Origin of the sequence: Legionella sainthelensi (genome assembly GCF_900637685.1) — a bacterium.
In the GTDB taxonomy this organism is placed as follows: domain Bacteria; phylum Pseudomonadota; class Gammaproteobacteria; order Legionellales; family Legionellaceae; genus Legionella; species Legionella sainthelensi.
The window spans coordinates 2,066,009-2,083,916 of the sequence record NZ_LR134388.1 but is presented as its reverse complement, the minus strand read 5'-3'; the positions used below and the strand labels follow the sequence as shown (position 1 = coordinate 2,083,916).

The following is a 17,908-nucleotide window of genomic DNA, read 5'->3' as shown; positions in this document are numbered from 1 at the left end:
ATTTTTTAGATGCGAAATGAGCATGGTTCTCTAATTACGGTTTTGTTTTATGTTACTTGACAAGAGAGAACATTCCCCTTAAATCAAACCGCCATCCTGGGCGTTGTTTCGGATGGCGACGTAGCTTAATGGCAGTGAGCAGAGAGGTAATAAGATTGTAAAATTTATTTTTAAAATACTAGACAGTAATTTTCCCACATGTCATATTCATAGATGTTCTTGAGCTAACAAGGAAAGTCATGACGTCAACAATGACAAATAAAAAGGAATTCCTAAAAGCAATGCCACAAGGGATTATCCCTTTGTTTTTTATTCAGATAGTATCTACTTTAAGTTTTAGTGTACTTTATTCAACTTTGGTTTTATTCATGATGGGGAAGCTTGGATTGCAAGCAAGCGCTGCCAATAGCATCATGGGTGTTTTTATTGCTTTTAACTACGGTTTACATCTGCTCGGTGGTTTTTGGGGTGGTCGTTTGTTATCTAATCGAGCTTTATTTTGCGCAGGTATGGTGGCGCAAATCATCGGTTGTGTTTTGTTATCATTTAGCGATTTAACCTTCCTATATTATGGTTTGGCTGCATTTTTAACAGGTTCTGGTTTGAACGTCACTTGTTTGAATTGTATGCTTACCCAGCGTTTTTCTCCTGAGGATACTCGCCGTGAAACGGCATTTCTTATGAATTATGCAGGGATGAATATTGGTTTTTTTGTTGGCTTTAGTTTAAGTGGCCTATTCCAGCTGACTCAAAATTATGAACGACTTTTCTTGCTCAGTAGTTTGGGTAATTTAGTTGCATTAATTATTTGTTTGTACTGTTGGCAGCAATTAGCGGATAAAGAAACACTCTTTTCAAAAAAAGATAAATATAACCAGAAAAAATCTATTCTGTGGGGTATTTTTCTGATTTTGTTACTTCCATTCTTCCTGGGACAAATGTTGCAGTATGCAGACTGGGCTAAAAAATTAGTATTAATTACAGGTGTTGTGATGTTAGGAGTCATACTCTATCTTGCAAAACAACAACCCACTAAAGAAGCTAGAGATAAAATGGTTGCTTTTGCTGTATTGATGATCGTGGGAACAATTTTTTGGATGCTCTATCAAATAGCGCCTATGGGACTTACTGTTTTTATTGATCATAATGTACAGCGCGAGTACGCGGGTTGGATTATTCCACCGCAATGGTTTCAAAATATTAATACAGTCGCTATCGTTATTGGTGGTCCATTATTGGGTTTATTGTTGCATAAAATGCGTAATAATGGGGTGCAAATTAATATTCCCACCCAGTTTGCGTTAGCATTACTCTTCATCGGGATTGCCTTTGCTATATTACCTATTGGGATCGCTTATGCTAATTATGAGGGCTTAGTTAGCCCAAGTTGGATTATTTTTAGTTATGTTTTACAAAGTATTGGTGAACTTTTAATTTCACCGATTGGATATGCTATGATAGGCTATTTAGCCCCCACATCATTGCAAGGGGTAATGATGGGAATGTGGATGTTAAATTCTGGTGTTGGTGCGACTTTATCCAGCTATAGTTCGAACTTGATGATTGCTGGACAAAATAGTGTTTCGCCGGTACTTACAAATAGTGGTTATAGCCATGTGTTTTTAATGTTAGGTTTATTTGCTATAGGTTCTTCTTTCGTGCTTTTCATTTTAATTCCAAAATTACGGGAATTACTTCAAGAAAAAAAGCTCGTTGAGTTACAAGAATCTAAAGGAATAACTACAAATCGAGTAGTTGTATGTGAGTAATTTATTTGTACCTATTAAAAAAGCAGAGCTTGATTGGTCTGGGGCTCTGCCTATTTCAGCTCAATATAATGACATATACCATTCTTCTGATGGAGGAATAGAGCAAAGCCTTTATGTGTTTGTTCATGGAAACAATCTGATTCAGCGTTGGCAATCATTTCCTAAGAATACTCAGCGAGTTTTTACCATCGGCGAGACTGGTTTTGGAATTGGTCTAAATTTTCTTTTAAGTTGGTATTTATGGGAGCAATATGCTCCATCCTCATGTCGACTTCATTTCATCTCTTGTGAAAAACATCCACTTTCTCTTGATGATTTGATAAAAAGTCTAGCTTTTTGGCCTCAATTGATAAAACAAGCAGAGCAGCTTATCGCAAATTACCCCATTTTAACTCCGGGATATCATCATCTTTCATTTTGTGAAGGTCGAGTTACCTTGACATTAATGCTTGGTGATGCGTTTGAATGCTATGAACAATTATTGATTTGTGGTGAATCGAGACTCGAACATGAGTTAAGAGCTTCTTATATCGATGCATGGTATCTTGATGGTTTTGCGCCAGCAAAAAATAGAAGTATGTGGTCTGATTCTTTAATAAGAGCCATAGCTATGTTATCGAAAGAGAATACTACTTTCGCAACTTATACTGCCGCAGGCTCCGTAAAAAAAAGTTTGAGTGATTATGGGTTTATGATTGAAAAAAGAAAAGGATTTGGATCAAAGCGACATATGTTATGTGGTTGTTTTATTCGGCCCCCAGAACCAATAACTACAAAACGACATACACCTTGGCATACAGGGAAACCCGAAAAATTTTTTAATAAATCGGCAGTTATTATAGGTGCAGGTTTGGCTGGCTGTTTTACTGCTTTCTCTCTAGCAAAAAAAGGGTGGAAAGTAACCGTTATTGATGAATTAAACGAAGTAGGAAATGGGGGATCAGCAAATCAACAAGCTGTTTTATTTCCCAAGTTATCTGCTTATAGTGCTCCCCTTACTCAATTTATGTTAACAGCATTTTTATATGCCGTACGCACATATCAGCGTATTTTACATCAAACCAAAATTGGTGAATTAAATGGAGCTCTATTGCTTGCATATAATGAAAAGGAAAAAGCGGCACAAAATAGTTTACGCACGTGGCTTTTCCATTATCCTGAATTAGGCATGTTAATCGAAAAAGAACAAGCATCGGAGTTAGCAGGATTGTCATTGCCAAACTCTGGACTATTTATCCCTTTATCAGGTTGGATAAATTCACCTGCTTTATGCCAGTTTTTAGTGAATACAAAAGGGGTTTCCCTCATAACAAATACCGCGGTAACCGATTTAAAATTTGATAAGTGCTGGATCGTTAATAATTTGGAAACAGAGGTGCTGATTTTAGCGAATGGACATCAAATAAATTCTTTTAAACAAACTGCATATCTACCCATAAAATCTATTCGGGGTCAAATGACAGCCATTTCTTCGACTCAAGAAAGTGCCCAGTTAAAAGTACCTCTATGCGCTGATGGACATGTACTGCCTGCACTAAATGATGTGCATCAAATTGGTGCTACTTATGAGTTAAATTCTTCCATAGCTAAAATCAAATATGAGGACGATCAAACTAATTTGACAAAGCTTAAGCAACTTTCCCCTAATAATTTATGGTCTGATACTGTAATAGGTCACTGGTCTGGAATTAGAGCATCAACACCTGATTATCTTCCTATAGTTGGAAAAATTGCTGATGCTGATAAATTTCTTAAGCAGTATGTACGATTAGAAAAAAATGCGAAATGCTGGATTCCACAAGCAGGGCCTTATTATCCTGGGCTATATGCTTGTGCTGGATTTGGTTCGCGAGGGCTTACCTCTATTCCTTTATGTGCAGAATGGTTAGCTTCTCAAATTAATAATGAACTAAGCTTTTTACCAAGAAGCTTACATTACGCTTTATCCCCAGTACGATTTTTACGTAAAAATATAATTCGAACCAAGGTTAAAATCGATTGAGATGCAGGTCTCATTAGCGCATAATACTATGCTTTCAAGATCAAGGAGTGACAGTTAATGGCCAATTCTAAAGGCAAATATTTCAAACAAATAATCAAAGAGAACAAACCCTTGCCTGTATTAGGTACAGTAAATGCTTATTCTGCGATGCTTGCTCAATTTGCAGGCGCTCAAGCAATCTACCTTTCTGGGGCTGGAGTTGCGAATGCATCTTACGGTTTGCCTGATCTGGGGATGACTAATTTATCACAAGTTCTTGAAGATGCCCGTAGAATTACCGAAGCTTGTTCTTTGCCTTTACTCGTAGATGTAGATACAGGATGGGGACATGCTTTTAATATTGCACAAACAGTAAAATTGATGGAAAAAACTGGAGTTGCTGCCATCCATATCGAAGATCAAGTACTCGCAAAACGATGTGGACATAGACCTAATAAAGCGATCGTATCCATGAAAGAAATGGGTGATAGAATTAAATCAGCCGTGGATGCTCGTCAAGATCCTGATTTTGTGATTATGGCAAGAACAGATGCCTATGCTGTTGATGGAATGAATGCGGCAATTGAGCGCGCATTATTTTTTATCGAATTGGGTGCGGATATGATATTTCCTGAAGCTATGACTCGCTTGGATGAATATCAAATGTTCACTCAAAAGGTTCAAGTGCCTGTCCTGGCAAATATTACGGAGTTTGGTAAAACTCCTTTATTTAGTCGAGAAGAGCTTAAAGGTGTTGGTGTCTCTTTAATTTTATATCCTTTGAGTGCATTTAGAGCCATGTCTCAAGCTGCCTTGAATACCTATCGTGTGATCCTAAGTGATGGAACGCAAAAATCCATGCTTGATAAGATGCAAACCCGAGAAGAGTTATATGAGGTACTCGGATATTATCAATATGAACAAAAACTGGACCAATTGATGGAGGAAGAGAATGAGTGTTAAAAGCGGCGGCTTAGCCGGTGTTGTTGCTGGTCAATCAGCAATTTGTACAGTTGGGCTAGCAGGGAAAGGCCTTAATTATAGAGGTTACTCAATTGATGATTTAGCGGAATATGCTACTTTTGAAGAAGTCGCGTATTTATTACTTTATGGAAAATTACCTACTCAAAATGAGTTAACTGAATATACCGCAAGATTGGTTAGTCTTAGGGCTTTGCCTGAAAATTTAAAAAAGGTACTTAAGCTGATTCCCAAAAATACGCATCCAATGGATGTATTAAGAACGGGATGTTCTTTTTTAGGAAATATTGAACCAGAAGAACAATTCTCACAAGAACACCAAATTGCAGATCGCTTGTTAGCTGTGTTTCCAGGAATGATGTGCTATTGGTATGCGTGGCACTTTCAAGACAAAGAAATATCTGGTTTAAGTGAGGAACAAACAACAGGAGCGCATTTTCTTACATTACTGCATGGTAAAAAACCAAGCAAAATAGAAGCTCAGATGATGAATGTTTCTTTGATTTTATATGCGGAGCATGAATTTAATGCGTCCACCTTCGCGGCACGTGTAACTGCGGCAACTCTTGCTGATTTTTATTCGGCAATCACTAGTGCTATAGGCACATTACGTGGTCCTCTGCATGGTGGCGCTAACGAAGCAGCAATGGCCCTTATAGAACGATTTAAGAGTCCTGATGAAGCAGAAACTGAATTGAAAAAAATGCTACTCAACAAAGCACTCATTATGGGATTTGGTCACAGGGTATATACAACGAGTGATCCTCGCTCTGATATTATTAAAAAATGGTCATTTCGTTTAGGTGAGGAGAAAAATAATCTCCAGTTGTATTATATTTCAGAAAAAATCGAAGAAGTGATGTGGAATGAGAAAAAATTATTTCCCAACTTGGATTTCTATAGTGCATCAGCGTATCATTATTGTGGCATTCCTACTTTCTTATTCACTCCAATTTTTGTAATGTCTCGTATTACAGGATGGGCTGCGCATGTATTTGAACAAAGAGCAAATAATAAACTTATAAGGCCTACTTCTGAGTATACCGGACCAGAACCTCAACAGTTTACTCCAATAGAGAAAAGAGGGTCATAGTTTGATCAGCTTATATGGAATGCTGATGTAGCAGGGCGCAGGCGAAAGTGTAACCTTGGATTTTCGTTCAAAGAGTGTTGCGCTGCGCACAAACTATGGAATTAAATATTCAACAGAATAGTCATATATTAAGAGGATAATATGCGCGGTTATGTCGAGGATAATATTAAGCCTGATTATGATCAGGTGATGATTGATATTGCAGATTATGTATTAAACAAAAAAATTGACAGTATTTTAGCTTATGAAACAGCACGATTATGTTTAATGGATACTCTTGGCTGCGGTATCCTTGCTTTAAATTTTTCTGAATGCACAAAGCTGCTAGGACCAGTTGTTCCCGGTGCAACACTCCCTGGTGGGGCTCGTGTTCCTGGCACAACTTATGAATTAGATCCTGTCCAAGCTGCTTTTAACATTGGAAGCATGATTCGTTGGCTTGATTTTAATGACACTTGGCTTGCTGCTGAATGGGGACATCCTTCTGATAATCTAGGTGCCATACTCGCAGTTGCTGACTATATGTGCAGAGAAAATTGCGCTAAAGGTAATGCGCCCATATTAATGCAAGATGTACTGACTGCTATGATTAAAGCACATGAAATCCAAGGTTGTTTGGCTCTTGAAAATAGTTTTAATCGTGTTGGTTTGGATCATGTATTTCTAGTGAAAATTGCAAGTGCTGCTGTTGCAGCGCAACTTCTAGGCGCCGACAGAGATATGATGTTGAGAACATTGTCTCAAGTTTTTGTTGATGGTCAAAGTCTACGAACTTATAGACATGCACCCAATGCGGGGTCACGAAAATCCTGGGCAGCAGGAGATGCAACCTCAAGAGCTGTAAGGCTAGCTTTAATTGCTAAAGCCGGAGAAATGGGTTATCCCAGCGCCTTAACTGTACCGACATGGGGATTTTATGATGTATTATTTGGTAAAAAACCATTTAAGTTTCAACGTCCTTATGACAGCTATGTGATGGAAAATGTTTTATTTAAGCTCTCCTATCCAGCTGAGTTTCATGCACAAACTGCTGTGGAATGTGCGGTGAAGCTGCATCCAATTGTAACACATCGATTTGATGATATAGCTAGAATTGATCTAGTGACGCATGAATCTGCAATTCGCATTATTAGCAAACAAGGTGCTTTACATAATCCTGCGGATAGAGATCATTGCTTGCAATATATGGTGGCTATAGGCTTATTATTTGGGGATTTAAAAGCAGAACATTATGAAGACAACGTGGCAGCTGATCCTCGAATCGATGTTTTGCGTGCTAAAATGCATGTAACCGAAAACGAACTTTTTTCTCGTGAGTATCATGATCCAGAGAAACGCTCAATCGCGAATAGTATTAAATTAATTTTTAAAGATGGTAGTGAAAGTGATCTAATCACCGTTGAGTATCCGATTGGTCATAAGCGTCGACGTGATGAGGGTATTCCCGTTTTATTAACCAAATTTAAAAGGAATTTAAGTACCCAATTTACTGCGGATCGTGTAGAAAAAATTGCTCAGATCATGAATGATACAAATACGCTTGCTGCGATGAAAGTTGATGATTTTATGCAATTATGGAGTATTGCATAATCTGCCTTCTGTCGTAGCACGGGGTGTTGGCATCAAATGGTGTAAATAGGTATTGTTCATAACTTCTGCGTGCCCGAAATTTGTGAGATGGCCAAAACACTCATATTGGGTACGTATGTGACTAGATACATGCACATACCAGTTAGAGTGTTGCGGCACGTACATTATTTATGAAGCAGGATCTCAAATTTAAAAACTCGTTTCACCTACCTTGTCTGTCCTAGGAAACTTTATCTGATTTGCTTATCCTTAATATATGGTTATAATTTAACCATATAGAGTTATTTATGGATCAAATTAACAATGAGCTTAAAAAGAGTTTCCTCTGGTTCTGTATTATATGCTGCGATGATCTTTAGTTATTCTCCCATGTTGTTCTCTATGCCTGTCACTACAGAGTTTATGAATACTGATTCTATGCAAGATGAAAAAATTGTTTCTGTTTATCTACTTATTGATACACCGGAACAATTGCAGAACTATGTGAATGATTTAACTAAAATTCAAAAACCTAATTTTAATCGTGTTCTTTTCTCATTTGTTAGACCAACATTGCTTGATTATCAATCTGAGAACCTTGCGACTACTGGTATATTAGGCTATTACACGGATCATGATGGAAAAGGAGCACAAGCTTTTCAAGCATTAAAAGCTGCAATTAAATTATCTAAAGAGAAACATATCCAAACCTTTTTATCAGTAGGTGGTTGGAATTACAGTTGTAATTTTGATGTAGACAAAGAGGTATGTGGTCCTCCTCCTTCACCTGATAAAAATAGTTTTTATGATTGGTTTCCTGATCCCACTGATCCCTCTCAGGCCTCTGTAGCAAAAACTTCTTATGCTAATTTAGTTAAACTAGCTAATGATCTGGGTGTAGACGGGATTGATTTTGACTATGAGGAATTTTGGCATGCTGACAAGTTTGCAATTAATTGGAGTCCAAGCGCCAGCGGTGAATGGTCAGTAGATATTGCGAACACTGTTATGAAAGAAGGAGGACCGAGCTATAATAATTTAATGAAATACGCTACTGGTTCAGGCTCTTCTTTCGTTATGCCCAAAACTGTGGAAAAGGTAGATGCTATTTTACATGCAATTACCGATGCTCCTGGCGCAAAATATCTTAAATTTGCTACAGCAGCCCCCCCTGTTGGCGCTCGTCCTATTACTGGTTTTGTATTTAACGATAAATTACCCGATATTTACACAAAAGGTGGTCTTTGGTGGAAAGGGAATTTAAAAGGATTATGGTATAGCTTGGCTAGCTATGATGAAGCAATTGTTTCTCGTTTTGATAGTTTAGGATTAATGACTTATGATCTTTGTGGCGATAATCAAACTTTATGCGCTCCATATGCAAACGGACCTTTAGATTTACCAGGGCAGGTTAGTGCCTATATGAAAGACTATATGAACTGGCTTAAATCAAAAGATATAAGTAAGCCCATTTTAACAATCGATAATATTGGCAAAGTCACTTTTTTACCCGCAAAATATAATATTAAATCCAAAATTCAATTTGGTTTTGAAGTGAATCAACCGGCTTACCCTAAAAATATTAATGGTCAATTACAGCTTACAAATCAATTAGTCGATCAAATACTTCAACAACAAAAAGATAGTGATGGAGTAATTATTTGGCAGATGTATTCTAAGCAAAATACGGCAGTACCCGATGCAACTACCGTAAAATATACTATCAATCAAAGCTGTAAAACTTTTTTAGGTAATGACAGCCGATACGATTGCAATGCAGATTTCCCCAGTAAGTAGCCAAATCGATCTATTTGATGAAATGTAACACAAGAAAATTAGATTTTACGCTGTATCCCTGAAGCAGCAAGGATTTTAGTTGATATTTCCTCAATAGAATATTTGGTCGAATTAATATATGGGATTTTTTCTTTTTGATACATTGCTTCAACTTCACTTACCTCCAGTCTACATTGTTCAGGAGAAGCATATTTACTATTGGGTCTGCGTTCCGCTCTGATTTGTTGTAAACGTTGGGGCTCAATGGTTAATCCAAAAAGTTTATTTTTATAGGGCCTTAATATTTCAGGCAACTTAAAACCAATCATTTCTTCTTCGGTGAATGGATAATTCGCAGCTAAAACTCCGTACTGTAGGGCCATATAGAGACAGCTTGGTGTTTTTCCGCAACGTGAAACTCCAATAAGAATAATATCCGCTTTATCATATCCACGAGGTTTAATGCCATCATCATGAGACAATGCAAAATCGATTGCTTCAAGTCTGTGTAAATAAAGTTTGCTATTTACTACGCCATGAGTCCTTCCAACGGTATAAGAAGATTTTTCGTGAAGTTCTTCTTCCATAGGTCCAATAAAAGTACTAAACAAATCGAATACACAAGCATTCGCTTTCTTTAAATAAGCTCTTATTTCAGGATCAATCAAAGTCATAAATACTAATGGTTTAACTCCCTGCTCATTACACGCTTTATCAATCTGCAAAACAACTTGTTCTGCTTTTTTTAAGGAATCAACATAAGGAATAGTAAGTCGTTCGAATTTTATATTTTCGAATTGAGTGATTAGACTATGACCTAAGGTTTCAGCGGTGATTCCCGTACCATCTGAAATCATAAAAACATAACGTTTCATGTGATGCCTTTTATTAAAAGTAAATGAGTATAATCCATTTTAAAATGAATTAGTTAATATAACTAGTAAGTGTACTTATTTGCATCTATCTGCTATCTTACACTTAATGGGGAGTAAATGTTTTAAGGTAAATATGGAACAGGATCGATTTAGTCATAATCAAAAGCTTTATATCGTAGGGATGGTCTGCTTATTGCTTAGCCTGGGCTTATTTGTTTTTAGTTTATACATTATCCCGTTTTTTATTTGGGATCTCAACTATAACGTTCCATATTTCATTTTAGCGCTGATGAATTTATTTCAAGAGGAATATAACTACAGTGTTGAGGAGAGTAAAGTAATTGTTTGGTTGATCTTTTTTATCCCCAGTATTGTTACTGGTCTAATTTCATACGTAGTCTCAAATTACATTGATAATCAGATATACAAAGCAGAGCAAAAAAACGAGGAGAATCAAGGAAATATTTATAAGCAAGAAAAAAGAATAATGAGACGAGAATCAGTAGCTTTTTCATTAAAAATTCTAAGCTTAATGATTCTTTTTATTTTTCTTATTTTCTTATTTCAATATCTTATTCAATCTTAACACAAGATGGTAGGACTCATTATGGCTTATTTAAAACGTTGGCAAATCAGACGAATTGTTAAGAAAATAAAAGCAATGCAGGCTAATCGGGTAAATAACCAACCTGGTGATGAAGTACTCAAAAAAGAAATTTCATATTATTATGAACTAGCTTCTATTTATCATAAGTTGATTGGCAAAAAGAAATTTCCTTTTGCTCAGGTAATGTATATGGAGTGCTACAGAGCGGCTGCCTCTCTTGATGATCCAGAAGCTAATTATCAATTGGGTCAAATAATTCTTGAAGAGGCAAAATTCAGACAAAATTTGGAAAATGAAGGGATTTTTAAAAGTGAACCGAATCTGAAAAGATGTAATCAACTTTTCGAAGAAGCACATGCTTATTTGACCGCTGCAATTACACTTGGCCATGTTGTTGCCAAGCGTTTACGAGGACTCTGTTATATTAATGGCTGGGGATTAGAAGTTGATAAAAAGACAGGATTTGAGCTAGTTGTTGCAAGCATTGAACAAGAGGGTGCTTGGGACAGAGTTCCACAAATTTTTGCAGCTATAGGACTCAATAAGCCAGAGTTTTTTTCGCAAATTATGCAACGGAAAAAGTCATAAGTTCTAAGGGTTTTTGGCATGAGAGGATAAATTGTCAATGTGCCAAATGAAAGAGGATATTTTCAATGAAAATTGCAGTATGCAGCGATGAGCTTTATCCTGTAAATGATTTTGTCGTTCAACAACTAGAGCATTTAGGCCATCGGGTTATTCCATTTGGGGCTCTTAAATCTCGGCACACAGAATCATGGGTTGAAACTGCTCGAGTTGCTGCTGAAGCGATTAAAAACGGAATATGTGATGAAGGAGTTTTCTTTTGTTGGACGGGTACAGGGATTTCTATAGTTGCTAATAAGGTCCCAGGAATAAGAGCTGCTTTATGTACAGATGCTCAAACAACACGAGGAGCAAGAATTTGGAATAGAGCAAATGTCTTGGCCTTATCGAATCGGTTGTTAACTCTGGACTTAGCGAATGAGATCTTGGATGCTTGGTTTAATACTCCGTTAAATGAAAGTAATTGCGATATCATTGAAGAAATTGAGTTAATAGAGCGTAAGTATCGTTGAAAAGAGCAAATAAGAGTACATTATCCCAAATCAAATTTAACTGTTTGACTTAGTCTTTTGCATCTATATATACACAATAAATTTCTGTGTTACACTGTAACTTCATCAACTTAAAATTAGGCATCAGCCAGAGTCGTCAGCTTATATGATGCATAGTCCTACTGGTTGCCAGTAAGCAGGCTACTTTTTTGATAAATAAAACTTACTTAAGTTGGTACTAAAAAAGAAAGAGCTTAATTTATAGCCTAGATGAAGTAGTAGGTCTGGGATTTTCTGCTAATTTCTAGCTTTAGCGTTATCGCATTACCATTAAGTAAAGGGAATTGTCATCGCACTTTAATGTTTTTGCAATAAAAGGATGCCATTATGCTCAAACGTGATATTTCAGCAACTAATATTCTTATTGCTTCTGCCGGAGGAATGATAGGATCCGGATGGTTGTTTAGTCCGTTTATTAGTGCACAAATGGCGGGCAGTAATGCATTGATTTCTTGGATTATTGCCACTATTTTTATGCTTTTTATCGCATTGCCACTATGTGAGCTGGGAACTATGTTTCCAATTTCTGGAGGTATGTCTAACTATCCAACTTTTACGCATGGGAAAGAGGTTGGTTTTTTATTCGCATGGACATCATGGCTGTCTTATGTTGTTATGACTCCAATAGAAATACAGGCGATTTTACAGTATTCAAGTCATTTTTTTCCCATATTAATTGTTAATGACCCATCGACTTTTAAGCTGTCAGGATATGGTTATATAGCTGCTATAGCAATTATGCTTTTTGTAGTCATGTTAAATTCGTATGGTATTAAATTTCTTGCTGAATGTAATAAATACGCAAGCATTATTAAATTTATTTTACCGACCATTGCTATTGTTTCATTACTTCAAGTCTCTCCTTCATTTAGTAATGTAGCAATCAATTTATCGGAAAAAGAAAGTTGGGTGAATATCTTTACTGCATTGTCTGCGGGTGGAATTGCATTTGCCTTTACTGGATTTCAAAATGGATTAATCCTCGCAGGAGAGGTTAAAAATCCGCAGCGTAATATACCCATAGCTATTTTAGGAGCGGTATTAATTGGTTTTGTTTTGTATTTTATGTTGGAGCTTAGTTTTATTGCTGCCGTTCCCCAGAAATATTTAACCCATGGGTGGCATGCCCTTAGCTATCCTGGAGATAGCGGACCATTAGTCGGTTTAACATTGCTATTAGGGCTTGGTGTTGTTGCAACTTTATTGATGATCGATGCTGCTTTTTCTCCTTTTGGAACAACGCTGGTTTATACTGCAGCAACCTCTCGGATTTTATATGGAATGGCAATAAACGCTCATTTGCCCAAAATATTTTTAAAAGTAAACCGTCACAAGATTCCTTATGTGACTCTATATGCAAATTTATTAGTAGGCATGTTTTCTTTCTTGCCTTTTCCTGGTTGGCAAAAACTAGTTGCCTTTCTGTCTTCTGCGAGTATTTTATCTTACAGCATAGGACCCATATGTCTTTTAGCAATGCGTAAATTACAACCGCAAACCCCTAGACCGTTTAGATTATCTGGTGCGTTAATTTGTTCACATCTTGCTTTTTATTTTTGTAATTTGATGCTGTATTGGTGTGGATTTTCGATTATATGGAAGCTTGATATTGCCTTGTTTATTGGCATTCTGATTTATTGTGTTTATCATCGCCAAAATTCTTTGGATAATAGTTCTGCTTTATATTGGTTTTTATCTTATATGGTAACTGTCTTTGTTGTATCCTATTTTGGTGCTTTTGGAGGCATAGGGATTTTAAAATTTCCTTTTGATTTATTTACTCTGTTACCCATAAGTATTTTTATCCTTTATTCTTCACAAAGACTATTAAGTCCTGATCGCCATGAGCATGTATTTTCTATGACTGAGGAACCGGCAGCTGTTTTAGAAGACAAGATGCTTACATAAATGGAGTTGATGAAGAATGCACACATGCTTTTCTTCGCTGCTAAGTTTTTCTAATTCACCTCGATACATATTTTGCAACAATGGCAAATAGTGATTAAAATTGTGATTTTCCAATCCAATATACAAATGTTCTATGAAATTTAAACGGTCTAGTGGTGTTAAGTGATTTGTATATTGAGAAAAAAGTGTATTTAATGCTGTTTTCTTAAATGGATTTAATTGCTGAAGCAACTGGTTTACTTCTTTTAATAATTCATTGCATCGGTGATAGTTGTTAAATGATAGAAATTTTTCTTGTCCCTTGATAATTTCCTGTGCTAACTCTTGATTTGCAAAGCCATCAAAGCGATTTGGATTATCCAAAATAACTGGTGTTAGTTTATTTTCTAAAAGCAATTTATTGAGAAGCAAGATACAAAATGTTCGACAGTTTGCATCAGTAAAAGGATGTAATATTTCAAGCTTTTGAACAAGTTCGGCAATTATTTTTATTTTATCTGTGCTATCTTTAGCTTTTTCTATTTTAGACTGATAGTCTGTAATAAGATCTGACATGATTTTTTTTAATTGATAATTATTTACGCCTTCAGATCGGAGAACAATTTTATTTTCATTTGAGATAAGATGCTGCAACTGTTCGAAATCAAAATTTTTAAGATCAATTGTTTCATCTTGTTCATATAGTGATTGAGCTACTCTTTTAAGTGATAAAATAGTTCCATATTTCTCATTTGTACTATTTATATAATCAATGATTTCTGATAGACCCTTTTTAGTTATGTTTGCTTTGCTTTCCAGTACTTTCTTTAGTGGACTATCGCAAGAATAAACACACAATAGACCAAAATTTACAGCGATGTTGTTTCGGATGTTCAGCATAGGCACGGGTTTGGGAGGATCTAGATCAATTACTTCATCTTGATTTGCTGTTGTGCTTAATTGAACAAATTTTTTGTTATGGGCTTCGATATTTATTTTTACATTTTTAATGCATTCATCATGAAGCTCTTCTATAAAATCACTTGTTAATGGCTGGTTCAGCGTTGCAGCGATATAATCTAATCCGTTCATCATCGCTACTAAATATCCTGGTTCACCTTTATTGCCTACATCAAAAGTAAATGGACCTGTTTCTTGTCGATTTCCATCAATTGCAAAACGCCATAAATGGGCTGCATGAAATTCAGGAATCAACTGTAAATAATCACACCCTGGTGCTTTCTCAAGTTTCTCATTTATACCTTGTTTCTTATTTATCTGGATTAGTTTGAACATACTAATTTTCCAACCAACAAATTTTTTTCATTATCATTAATTAAATACTATCCAATAAGTGCAATATAAATCCAATAGAATGTTCTTATATATTATATGAAATTGATAAATATATTATTATTAACAATAAGTTAGTTTTTATTTTCATTATTTATCAAGGATTGAATTTTCAACTACACTACAAACAATCGATTGTATGAAAAGTAAGACAAAAAAGGATAAATTGATGCATAACAATTCATTGCATGCTAATGTGGAAATCCGAGAATGGATTGTTCACTACTACTGGGTTCCAGTAAAAACTTTACAAAGGGGGCTTGCACTTAAGTCTTGAATCGGTAAAGCTATGCTTTATGTATTTCATTAGGATGAACTGAGTGCGCTATTCTAACTATTTATGGTTTTTAGGAGCTTTTTTCTTTAACCAAGTTGCAAACTCACACACTCTTGCAGAAAAAATAGATGAGATTATTAAACAACAATTACCTCATGCTACTATTGGTGTGCTTGTAAAAGATGCACAGACGGGTAAAGTAATATATAGCAGAAACGCAGATAAATTATTATCTCCTGCCAGTAGCATGAAGCTATTTACGGCTGCTGCTGCATTGTACCAGTTAAAGCCTGATTTTCGTTTTGCAACAACACTTTTTCAAAAAAATCAAAATTATTACATTACATTCACTGGCTCACCTTCTTTTACTCAAAATAATTTAACTGAACTATTGTTAAGTTTTAAAAAAAATCATGTAAGTACCATTAATGGCAATATCATTATTGATAGTTCCCAATACCAGGCTCCAAATTATCCAAGTGGCACTTCATATGATGATCTCGGATGGTATTATGCTGCTCCAGATACAGCAGTAATATTAAATGAAAATAAAGCATCATTTGAGTTAATCAGTGCACAGGAGCTTGGAAAACCCGCTCAAATTAAAGAAAAAACAATGTCAAAAGCTCTAAAACTCATCAATCAAGTAACGACAGTGAGTAAATCAGAAGAGAAAGGGCATTGTAGTTTAAATCTTGAAATTATACCTGACAACACCATTCGATTATTTGGTTGCATGGTTCAAGAAAAAAATCCAAAGCTTATTGAACTGGCAATTCCCGATCCTGTATTGTTAGTCAAGCAAAACATTAAAAAAGTGCTGGATAAAACCGGTATTGTCCTGAAGGGAGAAATAATCACTGGTATTTCTCCTACTGATGCCCAAGTAGTTATAAGTTTTTATTCAAAGACTTTAGATAAGTTAATTACTCATATGTTGCAACAATCAGATAATCTTTATGCAAATAGCCTTACTAAAAAACTGGGGTATTCATTAACCGGGAAAGGAACTCATAAAGAAGGTGCTTATGCAATAAAAAGGTACTCTCTGCACATACTCATCTTGATATGTCTCAGATTGAACTCGTTGATGGTGAAGGCACTCGCTATAATTTAGTCACTGCAGAGCAAATGGTTCAATTACTTTCTGATCTATATGATGACAAAGGTATGCAATCTATTCTTTTACATGCATTACCACAAGCCGGTGTTTCCGGAACGTTAAAAGAGAGAATGAAAAAAACGATATTGGATAAAAAAGTATATGCAAAAACGGGCTCAATGCATGATATTTCGTCTTTATCTGGTTTTATGGTAAATCCAAATGAGAAAACATATATTTTCTCTATTATTATCAATGGAGTAAACAAACCTTTGGAAAAAGCTAAGGCGCTTGAGGAAAAAATACTGTTAGCTGTAGATGAGTTCAGTTTAGAAGACTCTAATGATTAAATACCACCTTTATCTTGCTCGTTAAATACTTGATGGGGTTGTTTGCTCTAGAACTTTGCACTGCTCAGAAACTGTAAAATCAGGAGCTATTTTTACGATATTGCTGGACTGAAAATTCTGCCAATTTATTTTTTGATACAGTGGGCGATTAAAATTGAATGAATAACAAAATGATTTAATTTTATTTCCATATAAATCTGTAGTAAGCACATACGCGATGATATGAATTTGATCTTTTTTATTGTTTGAATGATAAAGATTTTTAATCACTTGAGTTACATAAGGTATTGAAGCCATAGCTACTAGTTGTGTTTCATAGAAGCTTATTTCCGTATTTGTGAGATTTCTGTCTATTATCCCTTTTTGCTGTAGTTTGGAAATATTTTTTAATATCTTATTTTGATCAATATATACAAAAAGATCGGATTTTGAAAAATTGTGTGTAATCCCTATGTATTGGCTATAATTTGTTGGTTCTTTTGCCTCAACAGAAGATAAAAATATTAGAAAAATTATCGAACTAAATGTATTTAGAAATCGCATTATTTTGTCCTTAAATAGTGCGTTGTGGTAATTATAATACAAATAAAGCATATTTTTTGAAAAATTCCGAGTAATCTTGGCTTGTAATAAATAATAAAATTTGGATAATCAATAAAATAATATAACAAGATGGAAATAATGATGCATACTGAAAAACTATTTTCATACGGAACCTTATGCTATGAAGCAGTGCAGTTAAACAATTTTGGACGAAAATTATATGGAGTAGAGGATTGCCTTCCAGGGTTTGGTCTATCTAAAATAAAGATAAAAGAAGCTAGCGTTATTGCTACAAGCGGTGAAGATGAACATCCTGTAATTTCTTTTACAGGAAGGTCTACAGACAGTGTAGGGGGACTGGTTTTTGATGTAAGCAAAGAGGAGCTAGAAAGAGCAGATGCGTATGAAGTAGAAGATTATAAACGAATTCAAGTAAAATTGGCTTCAGGTATTTTGGCATGGGTGTATGTCCATGTTGAAAGCAAGTAGAGGATATAAAGGCCCTAATATATCTTAATTAAACTCCTCATTTGAATTGGTACAGGCTTAATCTGCCAAAATTACTTGAAAAAGTGGGAGTTTTTGATAGAAGTGTGAACTTGAAACAAA

At 35.5% G+C, this 17,908-nt stretch carries 14 protein-coding genes and 1 pseudogene; 12 read left to right on the top strand and 3 right to left on the bottom strand.

What is annotated here, in order from left to right; genetic code table 11:
• Positions 1 to 281 precede the first annotated feature (281 nt).
• The 6 genes from EL220_RS09145 to EL220_RS09120 all read left to right on the top strand — a co-directional run bounded on the left by EL220_RS09145 (position 282) and on the right by EL220_RS09120 (position 9,190).
• Positions 282 to 1,769 carry a peptide MFS transporter gene (locus EL220_RS09145; protein WP_187326687.1) on the top strand — a complete coding sequence of 496 codons (1,488 nt, stop codon included), beginning with the start codon at positions 282 to 284 and terminating at the stop codon, positions 1,767 to 1,769.
• Positions 1,762 to 3,771 (top strand): bifunctional tRNA (5-methylaminomethyl-2-thiouridine)(34)-methyltransferase MnmC2/FAD-dependent 5-carboxymethylaminomethyl-2-thiouridine(34) oxidoreductase MnmC1, encoded by a 2,010-nt coding sequence (mnmC, locus tag EL220_RS09140; protein WP_027269816.1) that lies wholly within the window; start codon positions 1,762 to 1,764, stop codon positions 3,769 to 3,771. Before EL220_RS09145 ends, mnmC begins: the two co-directional genes overlap by 8 nt.
• A gap of 57 nt (positions 3,772 to 3,828) precedes the next feature.
• On the top strand, positions 3,829 to 4,713 hold the full coding sequence (gene prpB / locus EL220_RS09135; protein ID WP_027269817.1) for a methylisocitrate lyase: 885 nt from the start codon (positions 3,829 to 3,831) through the stop codon (positions 4,711 to 4,713).
• Positions 4,703 to 5,824 carry a bifunctional 2-methylcitrate synthase/citrate synthase gene (gene prpC / locus EL220_RS09130; protein WP_027269818.1) on the top strand — a complete coding sequence of 374 codons (1,122 nt, stop codon included), beginning with the start codon at positions 4,703 to 4,705 and terminating at the stop codon, positions 5,822 to 5,824. Before prpB ends, prpC begins: the two co-directional genes overlap by 11 nt.
• 141 nt (positions 5,825 to 5,965) lie before the next feature.
• Positions 5,966 to 7,414: a bifunctional 2-methylcitrate dehydratase/aconitate hydratase gene (locus EL220_RS09125; RefSeq protein WP_027269819.1), complete on the top strand. Its 1,449-nt coding sequence runs from the start codon at positions 5,966 to 5,968 to the stop codon at positions 7,412 to 7,414.
• A gap of 303 nt (positions 7,415 to 7,717) precedes the next feature.
• Positions 7,718 to 9,190, top strand: a complete 1,473-nt coding sequence (locus EL220_RS09120; RefSeq protein ID WP_027269820.1) for a glycoside hydrolase family 18 protein — start codon at positions 7,718 to 7,720, stop codon at positions 9,188 to 9,190.
• A gap of 38 nt (positions 9,191 to 9,228) precedes the next feature.
• Here EL220_RS09120 and ppsR read toward each other — a convergent pair whose 3' ends face one another.
• Positions 9,229 to 10,044 carry a posphoenolpyruvate synthetase regulatory kinase/phosphorylase PpsR gene (gene ppsR, locus EL220_RS09115; RefSeq protein WP_027269821.1) on the bottom strand — a complete coding sequence of 272 codons (816 nt, stop codon included), beginning with the start codon at positions 10,042 to 10,044 and terminating at the stop codon, positions 9,229 to 9,231.
• A 133-nt stretch (positions 10,045 to 10,177) separates the two neighbouring features.
• On the opposite strand from ppsR, the gene EL220_RS09110 reads away from it, so the two are divergent.
• The 4 genes from EL220_RS09110 (at position 10,178) to EL220_RS09095 (ending at position 13,695) form a co-directional block, all read left to right on the top strand.
• Positions 10,178 to 10,630, top strand: coding sequence for a hypothetical protein (locus EL220_RS09110; RefSeq protein WP_027269822.1), 453 nt, complete (start codon positions 10,178 to 10,180; stop codon positions 10,628 to 10,630).
• A 21-nt stretch (positions 10,631 to 10,651) separates the two neighbouring features.
• On the top strand, positions 10,652 to 11,239 hold the full coding sequence (locus EL220_RS09105; RefSeq protein ID WP_027269823.1) for an SEL1-like repeat protein: 588 nt from the start codon (positions 10,652 to 10,654) through the stop codon (positions 11,237 to 11,239).
• Positions 11,240 to 11,304: 65 nt separating this feature from the next.
• Positions 11,305 to 11,748 (top strand): RpiB/LacA/LacB family sugar-phosphate isomerase, encoded by a 444-nt coding sequence (locus EL220_RS09100; RefSeq protein WP_027269824.1) that lies wholly within the window; start codon positions 11,305 to 11,307, stop codon positions 11,746 to 11,748.
• A gap of 366 nt (positions 11,749 to 12,114) precedes the next feature.
• Positions 12,115 to 13,695: an APC family permease gene (locus EL220_RS09095; RefSeq protein ID WP_027269825.1), complete on the top strand. Its 1,581-nt coding sequence runs from the start codon at positions 12,115 to 12,117 to the stop codon at positions 13,693 to 13,695.
• Here the strand turns inward: EL220_RS09095 and EL220_RS09090 are convergent.
• Positions 13,672 to 14,970, bottom strand: a complete 1,299-nt coding sequence (locus tag EL220_RS09090) for a Fic family protein (protein WP_027269826.1) — start codon at positions 14,968 to 14,970, stop codon at positions 13,672 to 13,674. The two genes, EL220_RS09095 and EL220_RS09090, sit on opposite strands and share 24 nt — an antisense overlap.
• A gap of 377 nt (positions 14,971 to 15,347) precedes the next feature.
• On the opposite strand from EL220_RS09090, the pseudogene dacB reads away from it, so the two are divergent.
• Positions 15,348 to 16,756: pseudogene (gene dacB / locus EL220_RS09085) on the top strand (D-alanyl-D-alanine carboxypeptidase/D-alanyl-D-alanine endopeptidase).
• A gap of 21 nt (positions 16,757 to 16,777) precedes the next feature.
• Here the strand turns inward: dacB and EL220_RS09080 are convergent.
• Positions 16,778 to 17,299: a hypothetical protein gene (locus EL220_RS09080; protein WP_027269828.1), complete on the bottom strand. Its 522-nt coding sequence runs from the start codon at positions 17,297 to 17,299 to the stop codon at positions 16,778 to 16,780.
• 141 nt (positions 17,300 to 17,440) lie between these two features.
• Here EL220_RS09080 and EL220_RS09075 point away from each other — a divergent pair, with 141 nt between their 5' ends.
• A complete protein-coding gene (locus EL220_RS09075; RefSeq protein ID WP_027269829.1) occupies positions 17,441 to 17,788 on the top strand; it encodes a gamma-glutamylcyclotransferase family protein in 348 nt (115 codons plus the stop codon).
• The last annotated feature ends 120 nt before the right edge of the window (positions 17,789 to 17,908 follow it).